Origin of the sequence: Alicyclobacillus tolerans, assembly GCF_900142255.1 — a bacterium.
GTDB lineage: Bacteria > Bacillota > Bacilli > Alicyclobacillales > Alicyclobacillaceae > Alicyclobacillus_I > Alicyclobacillus_I tolerans.
The window spans coordinates 224,391-244,105 of the sequence record NZ_FRAF01000001.1 but is presented as its reverse complement, the minus strand read 5'-3'; the positions used below and the strand labels follow the sequence as shown (position 1 = coordinate 244,105).

Annotated in this window: 27 protein-coding genes; 21 read left to right on the top strand and 6 right to left on the bottom strand. The window is 44.6% G+C overall.

Annotated features, from left to right (window positions below):
* Positions 1-3 precede the first annotated feature (3 nt).
* From BUA75_RS16490 to BUA75_RS01175, 15 genes are all read left to right on the top strand, one after another.
* The gene (locus tag BUA75_RS16490; RefSeq protein ID WP_423219861.1) at positions 4-270 is read left to right on the top strand and encodes a group II intron maturase-specific domain-containing protein; all 267 of its coding nucleotides are present in this window, start codon (positions 4-6) and stop codon (positions 268-270) included.
* Between the two features lie 135 nt (positions 271-405).
* A complete protein-coding gene (thrS, locus tag BUA75_RS01240; protein ID WP_072872738.1) occupies positions 406-2,322 on the top strand; it encodes a threonine--tRNA ligase in 1,917 nt (638 codons plus the stop codon).
* A gap of 205 nt (positions 2,323-2,527) precedes the next feature.
* Positions 2,528-3,046, top strand: coding sequence for a translation initiation factor IF-3 (gene infC, locus BUA75_RS01235; RefSeq protein WP_072872737.1), 519 nt, complete (start codon positions 2,528-2,530; stop codon positions 3,044-3,046).
* Positions 3,047-3,210: 164 nt separating this feature from the next.
* Positions 3,211-3,408 carry a 50S ribosomal protein L35 gene (rpmI, locus tag BUA75_RS01230; RefSeq protein ID WP_072872736.1) on the top strand — a complete coding sequence of 66 codons (198 nt, stop codon included), beginning with the start codon at positions 3,211-3,213 and terminating at the stop codon, positions 3,406-3,408.
* A gap of 101 nt (positions 3,409-3,509) precedes the next feature.
* Entirely contained in the window at positions 3,510-3,869 is a 360-nt protein-coding gene (gene rplT / locus BUA75_RS01225) for a 50S ribosomal protein L20 (RefSeq protein ID WP_072872735.1), read from the top strand.
* Positions 3,870-3,996: 127 nt separating this feature from the next.
* Positions 3,997-4,803 carry a TrmH family RNA methyltransferase gene (locus BUA75_RS01220; protein WP_072872734.1) on the top strand — a complete coding sequence of 269 codons (807 nt, stop codon included), beginning with the start codon at positions 3,997-3,999 and terminating at the stop codon, positions 4,801-4,803.
* 45 nt (positions 4,804-4,848) lie between these two features.
* Entirely contained in the window at positions 4,849-5,400 is a 552-nt protein-coding gene (locus tag BUA75_RS01215; RefSeq protein WP_238413657.1) for a divergent PAP2 family protein, read from the top strand.
* A 144-nt stretch (positions 5,401-5,544) separates the two neighbouring features.
* On the top strand, positions 5,545-5,766 hold the full coding sequence (locus BUA75_RS01210) for a spore coat associated protein CotJA (protein WP_072872733.1): 222 nt from the start codon (positions 5,545-5,547) through the stop codon (positions 5,764-5,766).
* A complete protein-coding gene (locus tag BUA75_RS01205) occupies positions 5,763-6,026 on the top strand; it encodes a spore coat protein CotJB (RefSeq protein ID WP_203115278.1) in 264 nt (87 codons plus the stop codon). Before BUA75_RS01210 ends, BUA75_RS01205 begins: the two co-directional genes overlap by 4 nt.
* Positions 6,027-6,188: 162 nt before the next feature.
* Entirely contained in the window at positions 6,189-7,193 is a 1,005-nt protein-coding gene (locus BUA75_RS01200) for an aldose epimerase family protein (RefSeq protein WP_072872731.1), read from the top strand.
* A 17-nt stretch (positions 7,194-7,210) separates the two neighbouring features.
* Complete coding sequence (locus BUA75_RS01195) at positions 7,211-8,233, top strand: LacI family DNA-binding transcriptional regulator (protein WP_072872730.1); 1,023 nt, start codon at positions 7,211-7,213, stop codon at positions 8,231-8,233.
* A 140-nt stretch (positions 8,234-8,373) separates the two neighbouring features.
* Positions 8,374-9,168, top strand: a complete 795-nt coding sequence (locus tag BUA75_RS01190; protein WP_072872729.1) for a glycosyltransferase family 2 protein — start codon at positions 8,374-8,376, stop codon at positions 9,166-9,168.
* 8 nt (positions 9,169-9,176) lie between these two features.
* Positions 9,177-9,854 (top strand): glycosyltransferase, encoded by a 678-nt coding sequence (locus BUA75_RS01185; protein ID WP_207549676.1) that lies wholly within the window; start codon positions 9,177-9,179, stop codon positions 9,852-9,854.
* A 125-nt stretch (positions 9,855-9,979) separates the two neighbouring features.
* Complete coding sequence (locus BUA75_RS01180) at positions 9,980-10,423, top strand: hypothetical protein (RefSeq protein WP_072872727.1); 444 nt, start codon at positions 9,980-9,982, stop codon at positions 10,421-10,423.
* 12 nt (positions 10,424-10,435) lie between these two features.
* Positions 10,436-10,630 carry a hypothetical protein gene (locus tag BUA75_RS01175; RefSeq protein WP_072872726.1) on the top strand — a complete coding sequence of 65 codons (195 nt, stop codon included), beginning with the start codon at positions 10,436-10,438 and terminating at the stop codon, positions 10,628-10,630.
* Here BUA75_RS01175 and BUA75_RS01170 read toward each other — a convergent pair.
* Positions 10,609-11,382 carry a glycosyltransferase family 2 protein gene (locus BUA75_RS01170; RefSeq protein ID WP_072872725.1) on the bottom strand — a complete coding sequence of 258 codons (774 nt, stop codon included), beginning with the start codon at positions 11,380-11,382 and terminating at the stop codon, positions 10,609-10,611. The two genes, BUA75_RS01175 and BUA75_RS01170, sit on opposite strands and share 22 nt — an antisense overlap.
* A gap of 246 nt (positions 11,383-11,628) precedes the next feature.
* Here BUA75_RS01170 and cobU point away from each other — a divergent pair, with 246 nt between their 5' ends.
* From cobU to BUA75_RS01150, 4 genes are read left to right on the top strand one after another with little or no spacing between them, the layout of a single operon-like run.
* Positions 11,629-12,177 (top strand): bifunctional adenosylcobinamide kinase/adenosylcobinamide-phosphate guanylyltransferase, encoded by a 549-nt coding sequence (cobU, locus tag BUA75_RS01165; RefSeq protein WP_072872724.1) that lies wholly within the window; start codon positions 11,629-11,631, stop codon positions 12,175-12,177.
* Positions 12,174-13,133 carry an adenosylcobinamide-phosphate synthase CbiB gene (cbiB, locus tag BUA75_RS01160; RefSeq protein WP_072872723.1) on the top strand — a complete coding sequence of 320 codons (960 nt, stop codon included), beginning with the start codon at positions 12,174-12,176 and terminating at the stop codon, positions 13,131-13,133. The genes cobU and cbiB overlap by 4 nt, the downstream gene beginning before the upstream one ends.
* Positions 13,121-13,867, top strand: coding sequence for an adenosylcobinamide-GDP ribazoletransferase (gene cobS / locus BUA75_RS01155; protein WP_072872722.1), 747 nt, complete (start codon positions 13,121-13,123; stop codon positions 13,865-13,867). Before cbiB ends, cobS begins: the two co-directional genes overlap by 13 nt.
* A gap of 12 nt (positions 13,868-13,879) precedes the next feature.
* The gene (locus BUA75_RS01150; protein WP_072872721.1) at positions 13,880-14,953 is read left to right on the top strand and encodes a pyridoxal phosphate-dependent aminotransferase; all 1,074 of its coding nucleotides are present in this window, start codon (positions 13,880-13,882) and stop codon (positions 14,951-14,953) included.
* On the opposite strand, the gene BUA75_RS01145 is transcribed toward BUA75_RS01150, so the two are convergent.
* Entirely contained in the window at positions 14,950-15,543 is a 594-nt protein-coding gene (locus BUA75_RS01145) for a histidine phosphatase family protein (RefSeq protein ID WP_072872720.1), read from the bottom strand. The two genes, BUA75_RS01150 and BUA75_RS01145, sit on opposite strands and share 4 nt — an antisense overlap.
* A gap of 138 nt (positions 15,544-15,681) precedes the next feature.
* Between BUA75_RS01145 and BUA75_RS01140 the strand changes: the two genes are divergently transcribed.
* Together BUA75_RS01140 and pcp are read left to right on the top strand one after the other, a co-directional pair.
* Positions 15,682-16,251: a manganese catalase family protein gene (locus BUA75_RS01140; RefSeq protein WP_072872719.1), complete on the top strand. Its 570-nt coding sequence runs from the start codon at positions 15,682-15,684 to the stop codon at positions 16,249-16,251.
* 96 nt (positions 16,252-16,347) lie between these two features.
* On the top strand, positions 16,348-17,010 hold the full coding sequence (gene pcp, locus BUA75_RS01135) for a pyroglutamyl-peptidase I (RefSeq protein WP_072872718.1): 663 nt from the start codon (positions 16,348-16,350) through the stop codon (positions 17,008-17,010).
* A gap of 155 nt (positions 17,011-17,165) precedes the next feature.
* Here pcp and BUA75_RS01130 read toward each other — a convergent pair whose 3' ends face one another.
* The 4 genes from BUA75_RS01130 to dat form a co-directional block, all read right to left on the bottom strand.
* Positions 17,166-17,582, bottom strand: a complete 417-nt coding sequence (locus BUA75_RS01130; protein ID WP_238413658.1) for a spore coat protein — start codon at positions 17,580-17,582, stop codon at positions 17,166-17,168.
* Between the two features lie 11 nt (positions 17,583-17,593).
* A complete protein-coding gene (locus BUA75_RS01125; RefSeq protein WP_072872716.1) occupies positions 17,594-17,815 on the bottom strand; it encodes a hypothetical protein in 222 nt (73 codons plus the stop codon).
* Between the two features lie 103 nt (positions 17,816-17,918).
* Complete coding sequence (locus BUA75_RS01120) at positions 17,919-18,728, bottom strand: substrate-binding domain-containing protein (protein ID WP_072872715.1); 810 nt, start codon at positions 18,726-18,728, stop codon at positions 17,919-17,921.
* The gene (dat, locus tag BUA75_RS01115; protein WP_072872714.1) at positions 18,725-19,588 is read right to left on the bottom strand and encodes a D-amino-acid transaminase; all 864 of its coding nucleotides are present in this window, start codon (positions 19,586-19,588) and stop codon (positions 18,725-18,727) included. The genes BUA75_RS01120 and dat overlap by 4 nt, the downstream gene beginning before the upstream one ends.
* Positions 19,589-19,715 lie beyond the last annotated feature (127 nt).

Below are 19,715 nucleotides of genomic sequence, written 5' to 3'. Positions count from 1 at the left end.
AGTGTGTTCGAGGACTTAGACAAGTGGATACGTCACCGATTGAGAATGTGCTTCCTTAAGCAATGGAAGAAACCTAAGACAAAGCGACGAAACCTCGTCGTCCTTGGGATTCCCGAGGAATGGGCAGTCCTGATAAGCGGTTCCCGCAAGGGCTACTGGAGACTCTCAAATACCCCACAAATGAATAAAGCCCTCGGTCTTGCCTATTGGCGTGACCGAGGACTGGTTAGCTTAGTTGAGCGATACGATGTGATTCGTTCCACAACATGAACCGCCGTATACCGAACGGTACGTACGGTGGTGTGAGAGGACGGGGGTTAGTCACCCCCTCCTACTCGATTGTCAAAGCTGTCCAATGGGATTGGCTTCAGATGAAAATAAAAATGCAAAAAAATGGAGGTAACGATGTTGGAACACCAAATTACGCTCAAAGACGGTCAACAAATTGCGGTGGAGAGCGGTACCACCTTGCAACAACTTGCTATGCGCCTCTCTGCCCGGCTTGGCAGAGAGGCAGTAGTGGCTAAAGTGAATGGTCATTGGATGGATTTGCAGCGCACTGTTCATGAAGACGCTGTAGTCGAGTTTTTTACTCTAGCAGACGCAGAAGGTTTGGAAGTTATGCGCCATTCCGCAGCTCATGTAATGGCGCAGGCAGTAGCAAGACTGTTTCCAGGTACCAAGTTTGCCATTGGACCCGTGATTGAAAATGGATTCTATTACGATTTTGCCGATCACGATTTTTCTCCTGAAGAGTTTTCTGCTATAGAAACTGAAATGCAAAACATTATTCGCGAAAATCTACCTATCATTCGAGAAGAAATTAGTCGTTCCGATGCGCTCGAATTTTTTCGAACCCGTGGCGATCGTTTCAAGGTAGAAATTATTGAAGACTTGCCTGCGGATACGACACTGACACTCTATCGACAAGGCGAATTTGTCGATCTTTGTCGAGGCCCGCATCTTCCATCTACAGGCTATATTAAAGCCTTCAAAATTATGTCCTTGGCGGGAGCTTATTGGCGAGGAGATAGTCAACGAGAGATGTTGACCCGTTTATACGCAGTAGCGTTTGCAAAAAAATCTCAACTGGAAGATCATTTAAAATTTTTGGAAGAAGCGAAGCAACGCGATCACCGTAAACTTGGCAAGGAGCTAGAACTATTTATGTTCTCTGAAGATGCTCCGGGTATGCCGTTTTATTTGCCAAATGGATTGGTTATTCGCAATGAGTTAGAAATATTTGAACGGCGTTTGCAAGTTGAGGCCGGATACCAGGAAGTCCGCACACCAACGCTGATGAATCAGCGGCTCTGGGTCGAATCAGGCCATTGGGATCATTACAAAGAGAACATGTATGTCTCGGAAGCTGACGATGAACTTTATGCGCTCAAACCGATGAACTGTCCTGGACATATGTTGATTTACCGCAATAAACTGCGCTCTTATCGAGAATTACCGTTGCGCATAGCAGAGTACGGTCATGTACACAGACATGAATTGCGCGGAACACTCGGTGGTATGATGCGTGTGCGGGCGTTTACGCAAGATGACGCTCACATCTTTTGCCAACCGAATCAGATTGGCAGAGAGATTGAGAATGTGCTTGAATTAGTCTCTAAAATCTACGGCGTGTTTGAATTCCCTTATCATATCGAGCTATCCACTCGTCCAGAAAATTCTATGGGTTCGGATGAACTGTGGACAGAAGCTGAGTCAGCTTTGCAGGCAGCTCTTGATGGAGCGGGTGTTGAGTATCGCATCAATCCGGGGGACGGGGCATTTTACGGACCTAAAATCGATTTTCACATTCGTGATGCGATTGGACGTACATGGCAGTGTGCAACAGTCCAATTGGATTTCCAATTACCAGTGCGTTTTGATTTGGAATACGTCGGTGAGGATGGAAAAATGCATCGTCCGGTGGTTATCCATCGCGCAATCTTTGGGTCTATCGATCGTTTTTTGGGAATTTTGACGGAACATTTTTCGGGAGCTTTCCCGGCTTGGCTTGCTCCTGTACAAGTACGTGTCGCTAGTGTCGCTGAAGAATTTTCAGGCTATGCTCAAGAAACGGCGGAGTTTCTCTCTCAACGTGGTTTTCGAGCAGAAGCGGATGTTCGGCCAGAGAAGATTGGCTATAAAATTCGTGAAGCTCAAGTGCGCAAAATTCCATACACACTGGTTGTGGGTGAAAAAGAACGGGATAATGGCAGTGTATCGGTAAGAAGGTATGGAAAAGGAGATATGGGTCCCCTACAATTGTCCGAGTTTACTGAAATGCTCGCTCAAGAGATTGCAGAGAAAAAATTGTTGGTATGATGTTTTTTTTGTGAATTGCTGCTATAATGGTATTGTGTGTTTACACGTAATTCTAAAGAAGAAGCGCTCGCTTCTCACCTGGCTGGTACGGCTGGCGGGTTGAAGAATTGTTGATTTGCGATTATTGGGTGCAAATAAACAAGAGCGCGGATGATTGCCGCGCTTTTTTTATGGCGGGCTTGAATTCATCCGGAGGTGACAGCAGATTAGCAAAGAAGAGTATCAAGTCAATGATGGGATACGCGCCAGAGAAGTGCGGGTAATTGACGAAAACAACAATCAGTTGGGTATTATGCAGTTGCGTGATGCTCGCCGTTTGGCTGAAGAACGCAGCTTAGATCTCGTCAATGTGGCGCCTACGGCGAAGCCGCCCGTTTGCCGCATCATGGACTATGGCAAGTTCAAGTATGAACAGAGCAAGAAGGAAAAAGAAGCTCGTAAAAATCAAAAAGTTATTCTGCTCAAGGAAATTCGCATGACCCCGAATATTGAGGAGCATGACTTTCAGGTTAAGCTAAAAAATGTAATGAAGTTTTTGGCGGATGGGGATAAAGTGAAAATTTCTGTTCGCTTTCGTGGAAGAGAAATTACACACGCTTCTCTCGGTCAGCAGTTGTTGATGAAATTTGCTGAAGCCGTCAAAGATTCAGCAACGGTTGAACGCGTTCCTCGCCTTGAGGGACGGAGCATGATTATGATTCTGGCGCCCAAATCGTCCACTTAAAATGAAGAGGCTCTCGGCAAGTTGTATAGAGTGGTACGACTTGATGTAGGAAGTAAGCGGAACAGTAAAATCTATACCATGTTTTTTGATGAATAGATGAAATCCGCCGCCCGGCGGTGTACTGCAGGTTGCGGCGGGTTTACATGGTTTGGGAGGAAACGAATATGCCAAAAATGAAGACTCATAGTGGTCTCTCCAAGCGAGTAAAGCGTACTGGCAATGGCAAACTGAAGCGAGCCCACGCTTTTGCGTATCATAAAGCCGAAGTGAAGTCGGCAAAACGCAAGCGGACTTTGCGGGGGACGACACTTGTCTCTCCATCAGATGTCAAGCGTATTAAACATTTGGTCAGCTATCTTTAATTAGTTTTGGAATGAATTTAGATTGGACAACCCCATACGCACTCGATAGCGGAGTGAGGTTTGCAGATTCGCTGTGAGGCATCTGAGGAGGAAGTTGGAAAATGGCAAGAGTAAAGTCTGGTAAAGTCACTCGTCGTCGTCATAAAGCGATTTTGAAACTTGCGCGTGGTTATCGCGGTTCTAAACATCGTCTGTATCGTACGGCTAAACAGCAGGTTATGAAATCTCTCGTATACGCGTACCGTGATCGTCGAGTCCGTAAACGTGATTTTCGTCGCCTTTGGATTCAACGTATTAATGCGGCTGCGCGTCAGAGCGGTTTATCTTACAGTAAGATGATGCATGGATTGAAATTGGCAGGTATAGAAGTGAATCGCAAGATGCTAGCTGATTTGGCTGTGACAGACGGTGCGGCCTTTGCTGAATTGGTCAAGGTTGCGCGCGCTAAGATAGAGGCGTAATCAACCGTCGGTCAACACACATTGCAACACTAAGGTCAACCCGGCTTTTGAGCGTTCGGTGAATTTGATCCGAACCGTCTCTTTGTGGCCGGGTTTTCTTTCTTCATTTTGGTGGGGAGATGAATCAATGACCGTACAGTATATCGAGTCGCCGCAAAATCCAAAAATTCGCTCTTTAGCTCGCTTAAAGAAAAAAAACGAGCGTTGGCAAAAGCGTAGCTTTTTGGTAGAAGGTGAGCAACTCGTTCGAGATTTATTGGAAAGTGAACTATGCATCGAGACACTGGTATTGCTCTCCACTCGGCAGAGAGATTTTTCCGCACTCGAGTCACTGTCTGGCTATAAGAAAATTGAACATGTATGGGAAGTATCTGAACAAGCTTATGCTCTCGTCAGTGATACAGAATCTTCACAGGGTATTTTGGCTGTTGCTGTCTGGCCGGAAGAAAAAACTCGCCCTCAATATCCTGAACATGTTCTACTCTTAGATGGACTACAAGACCCTGGGAATGTCGGTACACTGATTCGCAGTGCGGAAGCGTTTGGCGTTCAAGAAGTATGCTGTGGAATAGGGACTGTTGATTTTCTTTCTCCAAAAGTGGTACGCGCTGCAATGGGTGGATTGTTTCGGCTATCGGTTGTGGGAGAAGCATTGTCGGTTTATATTGAAGAATGGAAGCGTTGCTATCCTGGAGGTCACGTGATTGCTGCTCAAGCTGATGCTGAAAGAATGTGCCATGATGTTTCTTTAACTGCTCCAACTCTCTTGGTCATTGGCAGTGAAGCGCATGGAATTTCGGCTAGCCTTTTGCATTTGATTGATGAAACGTTGTCTATTCCCATGCAGAAAACAGTAGAGAGTCTCAATGCTGCAATGGCTGGCAGTGTTCTTCTGTATGAAATGTATCGTCAACGTCTAACTCAAATCCTTTAGTGGGTTCCCACAGCAAGTAAGGATTTGATAATGGAGGAAACTAATGTGATATTGAGAGAATCCGCTTATATCTGGATTGCTCCGCTGGTGGCTATGGTCACTGCCCAGGTACTGAAGCCTATTCTCATCATGATTCAAGCTCGCCGTTTTGATTGGCAGCGTATGCGGCAGTCTGGCGGTATGCCGAGTTCACACACAGCTTTGGTGGTTGCTTTGGTTGTTGAATTATGGCTACGTTATGGCGGTCAAAATCCAGTTTTGGGATTAGGCTTGTTTATTGCCATCATTGTCATGTACGACGCAGCTGGGGTGCGCTGGCAAACTGGTCGTCAAGCCGCTGTGTTAAATCGATTGCTGCACGATTTAAAAGGGCAACACGCTTTGCTCCATTCTCAAAAAAATGTGAACCAGGGAAGTGGGCAAGGTCGAGTGGATTCTACAAACTGGAAAACCAACAAAATACCAGCTATGCGGATTGCAAAATTGCCTTGGTGGCTGACAGATTGGCCCGTACTGAATGAACATGTTGGCCATAGGCCAATTGAAGTACTCGGCGGCGGTGTGGTGGGGCTTGTAGTAGCCTTACTATTGCACTAATATTTTCAAATGAGTCGTGGTATTGCAGCAGTCTGGCGTCTGTAAACTGTCCTATTCGCATATCTCTATGCTATACGTATCGTCATAGAGAAGGGCTTAGCCTTTTTAAAGGCTGCTAAGACCTGCGAAAGCGAGGTTTTGCCAGTGCAGTTTCACCAGTGGGCTGCTTACGCACCCTACCGCAGTCCGTACGATCCTTGTCCCGGCAGGGGATTTGTTCGTTTTGTCATTCCACCCAACCAGTGGATAACCGTACAACCTACGCAATTGAAACAGTATTCTCCTCAACAGGCACTTCGCCACGGAGTACTGTGGCCCGACTTGTTCAGCCCCTATCCTTACCATGATGGCAAAGGGGGGCGATGAGTATGTCAGTTTCCTCCCAATACTATCACTATTTGCAGGAGTTGCAGGCTGTCGATTTTGTACTGGTTGATTTGACCCTCTATTTGGATACGCATCCGAATGATTCAGCAGCACTGGCTCAATTTCAGCAATTTCAAAAGCGTAAAGCCAATTTAATGAGTCAGTTTGAAGCCAAATTTGGTCCTCTTCAACAGTATGGCAACAGCCCAACAGGTGAGAGCTGGGCGTGGTCGAATACGCCTTGGCCCTGGCAAATTTGAAGAGAATATCGTGAAATGTTGAATGGCAGGAGCGCTAGCTGCTGCCTATTTTTATATTGTCTTTCTTGAAGAAAATGTAAACTTTTTCTATGAGGCGCAAAATCCACTTTTCAACCGTAGGATGCCTTACGGGCATCTTGCTTGAAGAGGGGGAAGCGTGTCATGATGAGACATATCCCATCCTATTTGGAGCGAAAAAAAAGCAAGCGGAGAAGTGAAGGGTATTTTAACTGGGATACAATAGGTCAAACTCAGGTATGGGTAGGAGAGAATGGTTACCTGAAGGTCGTGGTTGTGCCATCATTGGGCGGCAAAATCGTCTCACTGTCAACAGTCAACGGCCGTGAGTGGTTATATCCAGCCAATGGCCATATGGAAAATTCAGGATATGATAGTGTGGTTGAGATGGGTGACGCACGTGGTTGGGACGAGTTGTTTCCAAATCTGGATGCGTGCCACGTCGATAAATTTCCCTGGCAAGGTGTGATTCTGCCCGATCACGGTGAGGTTAGGTCGTTGCCGTGGCAAGTGCAGGAAGCTCGTGCAGAAGAGTTGGTATTGTCCGTGCACGGTGTGAGACTCCCATACACGTTGACGAGAGCCTTGCGATTGGTTGCTGAGGATACTCTGCGTCTTGAATATATACTGGAGAACCATTCACCGTTTGAGATGCCATATTTTTGGTCAGCCCACCCTTTATGGACGGTCAGGCCGGGAGATAGAATTGAACTGCCAGATAGCGCTCAGCAATTCAGGGTTGCGCATTCCACTGACTCTGAGCTCTTACCAGAGACAGTCTTCCGCTGGCCCAATCCGGAGACAACAGAAAAGTATCATCTCGATAAACCAGGCTGTTCGTTGAAACCATATGCCCATAAAATTTACTTCGTCAATCCAATCCCGGAAGGTTGGGCAAGAATCGTCACTGCAGATGGCGGAGAGTCGCTTGAATTGCGTTACGATACTCAATACTGTCCTTATTTGGTGCTATGGCTGAATGACAAAGGTTGGAATAATCATCTCAATGTATCCATACAGCCTGCAAGTGGTATGTTGAATCCAATTCAATCCGCAAGGAAATTGTGGACCAGCACGAATGTTCCTGGGTTTGGCAAAGTTTCGTGGTGGGTAGAAATTACAGTCGTTCATCAGAGCGGATCGACTTAAGAGAAGGAATGATTTGATTGGCTACCAGAATTGACGTCGCAAAGCGAGCAGGCGTTTCGCCTACCACTGTCTCACGAGTCATCAATGACAATGGTTACGTAGCTGCTGACGTACGTAAACGAGTTTTAGAGGCAATAGAATTTTATCATTACGTACCGAATAAGTTTGCTCGTGTTTTGCGAACGCGGCAAAAGAAAGAGATAGCGTGCATTACGCATAGTATCACTAATCCTTTTTATGGAGAAGTAGTTTTGGGGATTGAAGAAGTAGCCTTTCAAAATGGTTATACCTTTTCTCTCTATAACGCTAATTTTCACGATCGCGATTATCGCCGTGTGCTGGAAGAAGGTTTTTATGGTGGATTAATTGTGCTTTCACCTGTAGAGTTAAGCAAATTTGTCCGCCTTGAACAGGTGAAAGAAGCATTGCCGACAGTAGTTTATTGGGATTGGCGAGGAGAAGCGCCTGTTCCGGCTGTCTATGTTCAATTGCAAAACGCTATGCGAGAAATGGTTCATTTTTTATTGTCGCAAGGTCATCGGGAGATTCTATTTCTTGGTCATGATTCATCTCAGGAGTGGGAAAATCCAAGACTTTTTGGCTATCGGCAAGCGATGCAGGAAGCTGGCCTGGATGCTGAGAAGCATGTCACGTTAATACCAGAGTGGCAAGACTCGTTGCAAACAGGGTATACAGTAATGAAAAAAATTTTGCAAAGTAAGCAAGGTTTTACGGCAGTTGCAGCCTCAACAGATCTTTTGGCCATCGGTGCTATGCGTGCATTGCAAGAAGCGGGTTTGCGAGTACCAGCAGATGTATCTGTTGCAGGTGTAGACAATCTTGAGATTTCAGCGCTTGTCACACCTTCTTTAACAACAGTTCACCTGCCAAAGCGAGAGATTGGTCAGCGATTGATGCAATTGCTATTGCAACAAATACAAGGAGTTTCCCATTCCCTGAAAGATATTTTTCCTTATCAACTAATGGTCAGGGAGTCAGTAGGAGCGTTCCGTCCTTCTTCATCTGTACACCCATGCTGAACTAAAGAGCATCGGTCAGGACAGGATCTGTTCATCTCCGTTATTGGGATGGTGAGCAGGTCCTATTTGCCGTGTCCCATTTTTCTTAGGATGCGTAAGGTAGCATAGATGAGGAGTCATTTGGCAAAGGATGTGTTGCTTTGGAAAAATTAGTGGATATTGTTGTGGTGAGCTACAATACGCGTTCGCTCCTTTTAGAATGTTTACAGTTGATTTATAAACACACTTCTCTACCATTTCAAATATATGTGGTGGATAACGGCAGTCAGGATGGGTCAGTACAGGCTTTGAAGAAGAACAGTTTTCCTCATCTGCAAGTATTAAGAAATACTCGAAATCTCGGCTATGCACGTGCATGCAATCAAGGTATTTTGCAAGGGAACAGTCCTTATATCGTTTTATGCAATAGCGACGTGATGGTGCAGGAAGGATGGCTTGAACCCTTAATGGCATGTATACAATCTGATCCTAACATAGCCGTTGTGGGACCTAAAATGATAGATGGACAAGGAAGAATTACAGCGGCTGGAGTATTTGGCACTGTTTTTGATCACCAACCTCGAGGTTATTTAGAACCCAATGGACTCCATCTCTACAATGAACAAGAAGATTGTCTCAGTGTCTGTGGCGCACTGTACATGATACGCAGAGATTTGTTGTCCGAACTGGGCTTGTTTGACGAGAACTACTTTTTTTACTTCGAAGAAACTGACTATTCGATAAACGCTCGCTGGCATGGATACAGGGTGGTTTATTGTCCGCAAAGTGTGATTCGTCATGATGTTGGCGGGAGTAGTCGAAATCACCGTCAACTGCGGCAATGGTTTGAAAACAGTCGAAACTATTTTGAAAAGAAATGGAAGACAAATTGGGCAGAACACCCAGGAGAGGAAGTAGGAATATGGCAGGCAGGAAGTCATCAGGAAACAAATTGACCGCCATGATGCAAGTTAAAAATGAAGCTCATCGCTATCTGCGTATGGTTCTTAATGATTTATCGGAATATGTAGATGAAATCGTAATTTTGGATGATGGGTCTACCGATGAAACGGTAGAGATATGCAGGTCCTATTCCAAAGTGGTTTCACTCGCTACTTCCAATGAATCCATGTTTGGAGTCAATGAACGAAACTTGAAAATGAAGCTTTTTTATCGCACTCTGGCCACGAAACCTGACTGGATTCTAGCTATTGATGCAGATGAAATGTTTGAAGAGAGATTTAAACAAGAGGTTCGTTCTATGATCAATCAAGCACGATGGGATTGGTACGCATTCCGCTTCTATCATTTTTGGCATTCTATGACGCACTACAGAGTGGATAAATTATGGGCTCCCGTACAATATGGTCCGAGGCTGTTTCGCTATCTTCCCGGATCAAAATATACATGGAATCCGCAAGCTTTACACGGTGGCAGTATTCCTCAGAATGTCATAGCCGATTTTCCAGGCAAAAAATCAGACCTTCGCATTCGTCATTTTGGGTATGCTGGAACTCTCGAAGAAACGAGACGCAAATACGAGTTTTACATTCAGCGCGATCCCGATTCAGAATTTTGTCCACGTGAACACTATGAATCTATCCTGGATGAGAACCCTGTCTTGGAAGCATGGGTAGAGTGAATTGATCAGGCGGATGAGGAATTCGGAGAGTCTATTTTGGAATATATCCAACGACTGTCCCATTCATTGATTCAATCATTGGAATAATGTAAAAGAAAAAAATTTACTTTCAAGGAGAGTTGAACATGGTCAAACTGGAAGTGCAATCGTTGCAACATTTTCCGCGCTTTCGAAGAAGAGTAAAGATGAAGATTAAGCATCTTGAACATGTTGTCCACAGAATTCAAAGAGAACTGGCAGAAGAAAGAGTTCGATTGCGGCACTTAGAAGGCGAAGTTCATGAATTGACAGGGCGTATACCAGGACGCATGTTCATTGAAGGACAAATTGTAGCTTTAGAACAACAAATTCGTTTTATTAGGCAGGCATTGGAAAGTGGCTTAGCAGCTAACCCAGCCTTGCGCAGTTTTTTTGAACAACACAAAGGCTCGACGGTCACTGTTGTTACACCTTCCGGCAGTTTGACAGGTACAGTTCAAATTGCAGGTATCAATGCAGTGCAATTAATAGAACAGAATAGTGATGTCGTGATAGTTCCGTATAGCAAAATCAGCGCTGTTTATGCATAAGGAGTGAAGACAATGACATTTCAAGAGATGGTAAGGAAATTTATTGGCAACCAAATCGAAGTTGCAGTTAACCCGTCGTATTATGAAGGAACGTTGAAAGAAGTAACAGAAACGGTCATTGTTATTGAAGAATCTACAGTGTATGGCCAGTCAACTGAGGTAATATTGAACGATGCACAAATTGATTATGTGCGTGTGTTGGCGTAAAATTTCCAATTCTCAGGAACAAAAGGTTGGATTTGGCGATTTGGGTACTGGCTAAAATATGCACTGAAAAGCGATGAATAAAGATTTTTTGCTTGTTGGCTGTTACTTTTTCGATGCAGGACGCGATGATAGAGCACGTCATTGCAACGAGCAATTTGATATTGTTGGAGGAGAACGGTTGTCAGAAAAGCATCTTCAAAAAAGCGGCCTTCAGCATAAGCTAGCCACTCTGACCAACCTCTTGCTTGTTCCACTGCTGAGCGGCGATAACATCGAGGAATAGGAACTGAAGCGCGTGTAGGCAATATGAAAATAGGGTAAGCTGCCATGGCTCGACGATAGACCATGCCTCTGACCTTGTCGAAAGACCATAATGTATAAGATGACGTGAGTAAGGCCACGTCCTCCGGAAGATGGGAAAAGTATTGAAATACTTTGCCGGCCGCTTCAGGGGCAAGCCAATCGTCATCGTCAAGTTCTATCCAGATATTTGCACGCGCTATATTTCTAGCCTGTTCGAGCGCCCAAGACTTCCCACGGTTTTTTTCTAAGTGGCAAGCAGTTATTCTAGAGTCTTGAAATGATTGTAAGACTTGTTTGGTTTCATCGGTCGATCCGTCATCAATTACTAAACACTCCCAATCCGGAAAAGTTTGATTGATGACGGATTGCAAAGCTGTTCTCAAAGAAGATGAGTGGTTATACGTACAGAGTAAGATGCTGATTTTAGGAGCGATTTTTGAAACAGTCAATGATAGTCCTCCTCTCTATAGTTTAAAATGACATATAGAGCATTTTCCGGACGGTTTTAGTCTATGCCTGATTAGCTTGCACTGGTGAAAATGTAATGGTTTCGACAATGGACAAGCGTTAGAGGCATATGCTTGACGAATCGCAGACATTCTCATAGCATTACGGGAGAATTGAATGTGTAAGATTTGCTGGTACTCCGTTGTGAGCCAGTGATTTATGATTTGGCGTAAAGGAGTACGGTCAAAATGGGATTTTTTTTGGTGCTTGGTGGTGCCAGAAGTGGTAAAAGCGCATATGCAGAACGTTTAGCTGCAGGTTTAGCCCATCGCCATTCACTCAATGTGACTTATGTGGCAACCGCACAAGCCAGTGATAAAGAAATGCTGACACGTATTGATCGCCATCGCCAAGAGCGTCCGGATACTTGGGAAACTGTAGAAGTGCCTCTTTTATTAGAACAATGGCTGAAAACGTGTGAAACGTCGAATGTGTTGCTCATTGATTGTTTGTCTTTATTGTTGAATAATTGGATGTTTCTGGATGGTTGTGACGAGGATGAGATACGTCGACGCAGTGAAAATTTGCTTCTTGCTATGAAGGAACGGAAGCAACCGGTAGTTATCGTCTCTAGTGAAGTGGGACAAGGTATTGTCCCAATGGATTCTTTCACAAGACAGTATCGAGACAGTCTTGGTTGGATAAACCAAAGGATGGCCAGAGACGCTGAAAAAGCAATCTGGGTTGTGGCTGGAATCCCAATTGACTTAAAAAGTATAGAGGTTACTCTCCCATGAATTTATTTTTCATAACCTTCTTAGCGTTAGTTTTGGACAGGATCATTGGAGATCCGCATTGGATTCCGCATCCCGTTATTATTTTAGGCAAATATATTGCCTGGTTTGAGAAAAGATGGAATACCCCCGGTCATTCTCGACAGATGCAACGGATAAAAGGAATACTATTGACCTTATCAACTCTTTTGATAGCTTCTGTTCCATTCGCTTGCCTACTTTTTCTTCTCTACCACTACATATTCTGGTTAGCTGTAGCCATCAATGTTTTCGTCATTGCTACGACTATCGCCTGGAAAGGTTTGGAGGATGCTGGATGGGGCGTTCTGCACCGATTGCAAAAGGAAGGACTAGATTCCGCGCGTAATGAGGTTGCCAAAATTGTCGGTAGGGATACTGAAAATCTGTCAGAAGTCGAAGTATTGCGAGCAACTGTCGAAACGCTTGCGGAAAATATTGTGGATGCCATTGTATCGCCCGTTTTTTACGCTTGTATAGGTGGAGCTCCGCTGGCGATGCTTTATCGTGCAACTAATACGCTGGATTCTATGGTCGGTTATAAAAATGAACGATATCAAGAATTTGGCTGGGCCTCAGCCCGGTTTGACGATTTTCTCAATTTTATCCCGGCGCGGTTTACGGCTGTGCTTTTGTGGATAGCTATTGGATTAACAGGAAACAATGCGCGTCGGGCATGGAAAATAATGTTTCGCGATGCCCGTAAACATCCCAGTCCAAACAGTGGAATCGCTGAGTCCATGGTAGCGGGTGGTTTAGACCTACAGTTAGGGGGCGTGAATTATTATGGGGGTGTTCCATCCCATCGCGCTCTGCTTGGGAATCCCACTCGTTCTTTGGAATCCAAAGATATTGTACGTGTGATTCGCATCATTCAAGTTACATGCCTTATCTTGCTGATGTTGACTGCACTTGGAGGAGTTCTGATATGGCGATTGTGAGATGGCTCCTTCTGGCTTTTCAATTTACAACCATTGTACCTACGCCTGAAATTCACAACGTTTCTGAACAAGATATTCGCAAAAGTGTAGTTTGGTTTCCAATCATCGGAGGGTTATTGGGGGGTGTCCTCTGGCTTTCAGATTGGTTTTTCTCCAGATATTTGTCCTCAATGGCAGCGAGTGCGATATCGCTTACGCTCTATACATGGCTCACCGGAGCTCTCCATTTAGATGGTTTGATGGATACAGCTGATGCACTAGGTAGCAGACGCTCTCGTGAAATTGCGCTCGAGATTATGAAAGACAGCCGTATTGGTGCCATGGGGGCAGTGGCGGCACTCTTATTGTTGATAGGCAAGTTTTCTGCTTTATCTAGTTTATCTCCTCCCTATTTGGGTTATTTTGTGGTTGTCCCCATGTTCTCCAGATTGAGTATGGTATGGTCTATGGCGTTTTTCCCTTCAGCTCGTCAGGAAGGACTAGGATGGTTTTTTTCTCGAAAACTTCCTTTTTGGGTGACCTTGGTAGCCACATGTATGACATTGTTGTTATCTGTTTTGCTCTTGCCTATCCAGGAAGTCTTTTGGTTATGGCTTGTTTCCGTGTTCGTCGTTTTACTTTTTAATGGATGGATGTTCAAAAAATTTGCTGGCAACACAGGCGATACCTATGGGGCTTTAAATGAAATTGTTGAATGGGTTGGGTGGATGTTACTCGTATTTTTCAATCGATAGGAGAGATTGTCCATGCATGGAGGGCGAATTTATGAATATGCAGAGCAGAGTGGCAGAAGCTTGACAGAACTGCTTGATTTCAGCGCTAACATTAATCCACTTGGTCCTCCAAGCAGTGTGATGTCTGCAATTCAGGATGCATTAAAAGAAATTCGTCATTATCCAGACGCGCGTCAATCTCGAGTCATTGAAACCATACGCAGCAAATACGGCTTATCAGAAGATTATGGAGTATTTTGCGGGAATGGAGCTTCAGAGATCCTTGATTTAACTATCCGGTCACTCAGTCCGAAACGCGTCTGGATTCTGGAACCTGCCTTTTCCGAATATCGTCAGGCAGCATATCGAGCGGGCGCAAAAGTGATGGAAAAAACAATCGGAAATACTTCTTTGCAGAATACTCTCTTGGAAATTGCGGACACTTCCATGAAGGGAGATTTGCTGATTATCAATAACCCGCATAATCCAACAGGATATTGTTGGCGCCAGGAAGAATTCTCGGCTTCTTTGCCCATGCTCTGTAGAAAAGAAGTTACAGTACTTTTGGACGAATCGTTTATGGACTTTCGATTGGATGAAGAGAACAGGACATTGATGCGTCAGGTGATCCACCTGCCCAATTTGGTTGTGGTTCGATCCGCCACTAAAATGTATGCCATTCCAGGACTGAGATTTGGTTATGGCATCGCCCATCGAGAATTGTCTAATCGAATCGAGCATAACCGAGACAGATGGAGTGTCAATCATCTTGCTCAAGCAGCTGCAACAGCAGCTTACCAAGATAGAGCATTTTCTGAAGCTACCTGGAATTGGCTGTCCCATGAACAGCAGTATATTTTAGCTACTTGGGGCAGCTCAAATGCTGGACATCTGTTTATGCCAAGCGTGAATTATTTTCTATTTCGTTTCCATGAAAACATACCTGTGCACAAAATATTGAAACGTCTTGAAGCAGAAGGGATATTTGTTCGGCGCTGTCATGACTTTGCTACGTTGTCAGAAAGGGATATACGAGTAGCTATTCAGACACATTCTGCAAATGAGAGCTTATGGAACGCATTGAATCAAGCATTACAAGCTTTTTAGCGGTTGTCAATCAGCAGAAAAGAGTCATTCTTTCGTTCAACTCGTGTGATGGTACCATGACGAGGTTGCCAATGCCTAAAACGACCTAATGAATCTCCATGCAGAGTAGCTAGCCAGAGTCCTAACAGACCACCGTGTGTCACAACACAAATATGACCATGAGGATGGCGTGAGCAGATCTTATTCAGAGCTGTATGGAACCTTTGCAATGCTTCGCTTCTTCGTTCCCCACCTGGAAACGCAAAATCGGTAAGAGACTCGTCTAGTGCTTCATCGAGTAAAGAACGATAACGTTCGTAGGCGAGAAAGGAAGACATACCATCAACGATACCAAGGTTTATCTCCTGCAGTGAAGGACAAATTTGTACAGGTAATGAATGGTGTGTTTGAGCAATACATTCGGCAGTTTCCAGGCAGCGTTTGAGAGGACTAGTATACACCGCTTCTATTTCCTCATTCATTAATGTTTTTGCAACTTGATGGGCCTGCTCTATACCCTGTGGGTGCAAAGAAGGGTCCGTATGCCCGATGAGCGTATATTGGAGATTTTCTTCAGTTACGCCGTGTCTGACAAAGAACAGCGTAGTCATTTTCATTCACTCGCTTTCAATATCAAACTAACATGATGAAAAATCGTGATCGAACTTATTTTTGCTATGATAATTTGCATAGGTACAAACTATTTTCGCATATCCATCCCTGACAGTATCTGCAACGGGGGTGGTTTCATGTGGATATATGAGAAAAAACTGCAATATCCTGTACGTGTAGGAAAATGTGATGTACGTCTGGCGAAAATATTGATGGAACAGTATGGCGGTTCAGATGGAGAATTAGCAGCAGCTCTGCGTTATTTAAACCAGCGATATACCATTCCAGATAAAGTGATCGGGCTTCTTACCGACATTGGGACAGAAGAATTTGCCCACCTCGAAATGATTGCGACAATGATTTATAAATTAACGAAAGATGCCACACCTGAGCAAATGAGAGAGGCAGGTTTGCAACCTCACTTTCTCAATCATGGTCCGTCTTTATTCTACACCAATGCAGGCGGTGTGCCTTGGACAGCGGCTTATATCGCTTCCAAGGGCGATCCGATTGCTGATTTATATGAAGATATTGCAGCTGAAGAAAAGGCGCGTGCTACTTACCAATGGATGATTGATTCAACAGATGATGTCGATATTCAAGACAGTCTAAAATTTTTGCGAGAGCGGGAAATTATTCATGCTTTGCGTTTCCGCGAAGCTGTTGAAATGTTGAAAGAATATCAAGAGGAGCAAAAAATCTTTTAATAGGGTTTGGAGTTCATTCAGACATGGTAAACTTATATTTGTCGTATACGCTTTCATGAAGATGCAAGAATTTCTGCTCAGAAAGGTCTGGTTGTTTTGCGGAAATTTGTTTTATTGACTGGTTTTGAACCATTCGCCGGAGATATTGTCAATCCCTCCATGGAAGCAACACGCTGTCTACAGGGGAAAACATTTGAATTGAACGGTGACGAAGTTGTTTTACAAGCAGTAGCTATTCCTACTGAATTTCATAGAAGCATAGAAATACTTCAGCAAGCGATTGAAGATATCCATCCAGAGATAGTGATTTGTGTAGGTCAAGCGGGTGGACGTATGCACATGACTCCAGAAAAAATTGCGATTAACCTAGACGATGCGCGTATTCCGGACAATGCAGGACAACAGCCCATCGATAGACCGATAGTGGAAAATGGACCTACAGCTTATTGGAGCAGTCTGCCTGTTAAAGCTATGGTTCAAGCTATGCGCGACGCAGGCATACCTTCTTCCGTTTCCTATTCGGCTGGAACCTATGTATGCAATCATCTCTTTTATGGGTTGATGCATCTTTTGGCGACACAATATCCACATATACGAGGCGGCGGGTTTGTTCATATTCCCTTTTTACCCGAGCAGACCGTGCAGCGTTCGGAACCTTCTATGAGTTTGGAGATGATTGTTCAAGGATTGGAAATTTGCGCGCGTACAGCAATGGCTGAGAAGAAGGATATTTTTCTTGTGACTGGAACGGAACAGTAGGTTTTCATTCTATGAATTCAAGAACGGGTCGATCGTAGAGAATAGAATCTTCAAAGATGCCCAGACAGGGCAAGGCAGTTTATTCCCATCTTAAAATCTGATAGGACACCATGTCTGGGCGATGGTTGTAAGAAGCGTTCATGATAGACAGCGATTTATTGATAGTGACCGTTAGGATACAGAGGAGTATATGCGGAAGTCTGGTTTGGTGGGATGGGTTGTTGTGGCTGTGACCTATGCTGTTGAGCCCATTGACGCGTTTTTTGCTCAGACTGGCGATACTGCTGTACCTGCTTGTCTAATTCGCTGCGTATCGCTGGTGATGATGTGTTATACCAACCTTGCTGTTGCATCAGGTGATAGAGTTCGGCCTGAAGTTGAAGTGAATCGTTTAAAAGACTGACAAACATTTGCCGCACTGCTGGACAATTAGATTCTGTAGCGGCTGTTGTGTATTCGCGGCAGACGCGTTTCAAATCTGCCAAAACGGTATATGCCAAATCCTGATCTTCCATCCAGGAATTCGCTGCCATTGATGTTTGTGTATAGGGATTGGGAGATTGCGGATACACTTCCATTCCTCCTATCTTTGGCTCTGTGAAGGCGCTAAGGGAGCATGCTGTTGAAGAACGTCTAGCAGATGTTGATAGTGTCTTGCGTGACGATCTTGCAATTGGTTGCAGAAATTTTGCAATACCTGACTTTTAGCCTGTCCTGTGGCAATGACACTCTGCTTAAGAAGCAAATCTTCATTGGACATGCTATCCACGATATATTCAAGTTCTTTAGCCGTCAAAGGTTGCATAGGGAGCCTCCTTATCGCATGAATGACAAGCGGGTGTAGTGTATGCGATGAGGAAGCTCCTTATACAAAATGTGGTTCTGGCCTTTGCCCTTGAACAGGAAATTTAATGGGCGATCCGCTCAGGCCATTTGGCATGTTTTCTTCGTTCCCAGAGGCGATTCAGCCATGCGGATTGTTCATCGCTGTTGAGTGTTGTTGGCAATCGTTCAAGCTGTGAGCGAATATCAACTGCGATGGACTGGATGCTGGATGGAGATAGATTGGACATGTGTTGTTGCAATAGTTGCTCGCATGTTTCCATTGTTTCTGGCTGGACTATCTTTTCAACTGCCTGTTGGTATTGATTTAAAAAATTTTCAATCAGAGGCGAATGTCTATGTTCAGAAAGACATGCCGCAACCAGTAACGGATCGTCCAGAGAAGGTGCAGCAAGAATAAACCAGTCGTTTGCCTGTGCCAGATTGGAAAATGGTGCGTGCAGTAAACCAAGTTCTGCTTTACCGTGCAACATTGCTTCATATCGCTGACGTGTGCCTCCAGCGGAGACAACTTCTATATCTTGCAGAGACAAACCTATACTCTGAACTGCCTGATAAGCAATGAGGGCATAGCCGCTCGCAGGATGATCAACTGCCAGTCGCTGGCGTTCTCGAAAGCCCGGAGTTGCCATGAGATAGAGCGGCATCATCGCTGCTGGGTGAATCATTTCTATATCTTTTGCATCATCTTGCAGCAGGTTGTCGGGAGCGGTATAAATCAAGTCAACCTGTCGGTCGTTTAATAGCTGAAACTGTTCATCACGGGATGAAGTGTATTGCAAATCCAGCATAGTCTCCGGGAAATTTTTTTGCATATACCAAAGGGGTAAATTTTGTGCTCCAGGAAAAACGCAAATTCGGCAAGTTTGACTCATATGGCATGCTCCCAAAACCATTCTGTGCTCAGACTGCCCATGAATTCTTCGTGTAATCGCCGCGTCAATGGACCTGCACACCCGTTTTGTACAGGATGATGATCAATCTCTACCACAGCGGCAATTTCTTGCAGAGTTGATGTGACGATGACTTCATCAGCGTTAAGTAATTCCTGTAAAGAAAAAACCCTTTCTTCATAAGGGATTTGTAAGGACTTCGCTAAAGCCAGTACGTATTGGCGAGTAATCCCGTTTAAAATCCATTGGTTTGCTGGATGCGTAATGAGCGTTCCTGATTGAACCATAAAAATGTTAGAACTGCTTCCTTCTGTGATATGTTCGCTAGAACGATAAAGAATGGCTTCATCCGCACCATGCCGATACGCTTTCTCTTTAGCCAGAATATTGGGAAGCAAACTGGTGGCTTTAATGTTGCAGTGCATCCAGCGTTCATCTGGAAGTGTGACCGTTTTTAGTAGTTGAATAGCGTTCTTTGCGGGTAGAGGAGAGAATGTACATATGACATTAGGACGGGTATGCTCAGGAAATCGATGATTTCGTATGGCAGTGCCCCGTGTGACTTGTATGTAGATCTGACCGTCCTGGCCGCTGGCTTTTTGTAAAATTGCCTCAAGAGAAGCTTGCAGTTCGTTTTCCACACACCCATAGTCGAGCATAATAGCTGCGGATGAAGCGGAAAGTCGGGCCAAGTGTTGCTTAAGAGCAAATGGTGTACCGCGATAAAGGCGGATAACTTCGTAAACACCATCACCAAATTGCAGCGCCCGATCTTCTACAGGCAACAGCGCTTCTTCAGTCGGAAGAAGTTTTCCGTTTACACATGTCCAACGATTTTGCAAGATTCAGTCTCCTCCTTCGCAATCTCGCCATCTCTTGATGTTATCTATAGTAGCAGTTCTGTCACGATTTTTGTGCAAATTGACGCAGGGAATTTGGGAATGGAATGTACGGTTATGGTACAATAGT

What these genes read in the sequence shown, in the direction of transcription:
- thrS (WP_072872738.1), top strand. Translation starts at nt 406, where the DNA reads ATGTTGGAACACCAAATTACGCTCAAAGACGGTCAACAAATTGCGGTG.
- rpmI (WP_072872736.1), top strand. Translation starts at nt 3,211, where the DNA reads ATGCCAAAAATGAAGACTCATAGTGGTCTCTCCAAGCGAGTAAAGCGT.
- rplT (WP_072872735.1), top strand. Translation starts at nt 3,510, where the DNA reads ATGGCAAGAGTAAAGTCTGGTAAAGTCACTCGTCGTCGTCATAAAGCG.
- BUA75_RS01220 (WP_072872734.1), top strand. Translation starts at nt 3,997, where the DNA reads ATGACCGTACAGTATATCGAGTCGCCGCAAAATCCAAAAATTCGCTCT.
- BUA75_RS01205 (WP_203115278.1), top strand. Translation starts at nt 5,763, where the DNA reads ATGAGTATGTCAGTTTCCTCCCAATACTATCACTATTTGCAGGAGTTG.
- BUA75_RS01200 (WP_072872731.1), top strand. Translation starts at nt 6,189, where the DNA reads ATGATGAGACATATCCCATCCTATTTGGAGCGAAAAAAAAGCAAGCGG.
- BUA75_RS01185 (WP_207549676.1), top strand. Translation starts at nt 9,177, where the DNA reads ATGCAAGTTAAAAATGAAGCTCATCGCTATCTGCGTATGGTTCTTAAT.
- BUA75_RS01180 (WP_072872727.1), top strand. Translation starts at nt 9,980, where the DNA reads ATGGTCAAACTGGAAGTGCAATCGTTGCAACATTTTCCGCGCTTTCGA.
- BUA75_RS01175 (WP_072872726.1), top strand. Translation starts at nt 10,436, where the DNA reads ATGACATTTCAAGAGATGGTAAGGAAATTTATTGGCAACCAAATCGAA.
- cobU (WP_072872724.1), top strand. Translation starts at nt 11,629, where the DNA reads ATGGGATTTTTTTTGGTGCTTGGTGGTGCCAGAAGTGGTAAAAGCGCA.
- cbiB (WP_072872723.1), top strand. Translation starts at nt 12,174, where the DNA reads ATGAATTTATTTTTCATAACCTTCTTAGCGTTAGTTTTGGACAGGATC.
- cobS (WP_072872722.1), top strand. Translation starts at nt 13,121, where the DNA reads ATGGCGATTGTGAGATGGCTCCTTCTGGCTTTTCAATTTACAACCATT.
- BUA75_RS01150 (WP_072872721.1), top strand. Translation starts at nt 13,880, where the DNA reads ATGCATGGAGGGCGAATTTATGAATATGCAGAGCAGAGTGGCAGAAGC.
- BUA75_RS01145 (WP_072872720.1), bottom strand. Translation starts at nt 15,543, where the DNA reads ATGACTACGCTGTTCTTTGTCAGACACGGCGTAACTGAAGAAAATCTC.
- BUA75_RS01140 (WP_072872719.1), top strand. Translation starts at nt 15,682, where the DNA reads ATGTGGATATATGAGAAAAAACTGCAATATCCTGTACGTGTAGGAAAA.
- BUA75_RS01125 (WP_072872716.1), bottom strand. Translation starts at nt 17,815, where the DNA reads ATGCAACCTTTGACGGCTAAAGAACTTGAATATATCGTGGATAGCATG.
- BUA75_RS01120 (WP_072872715.1), bottom strand. Translation starts at nt 18,728, where the DNA reads ATGAGTCAAACTTGCCGAATTTGCGTTTTTCCTGGAGCACAAAATTTA.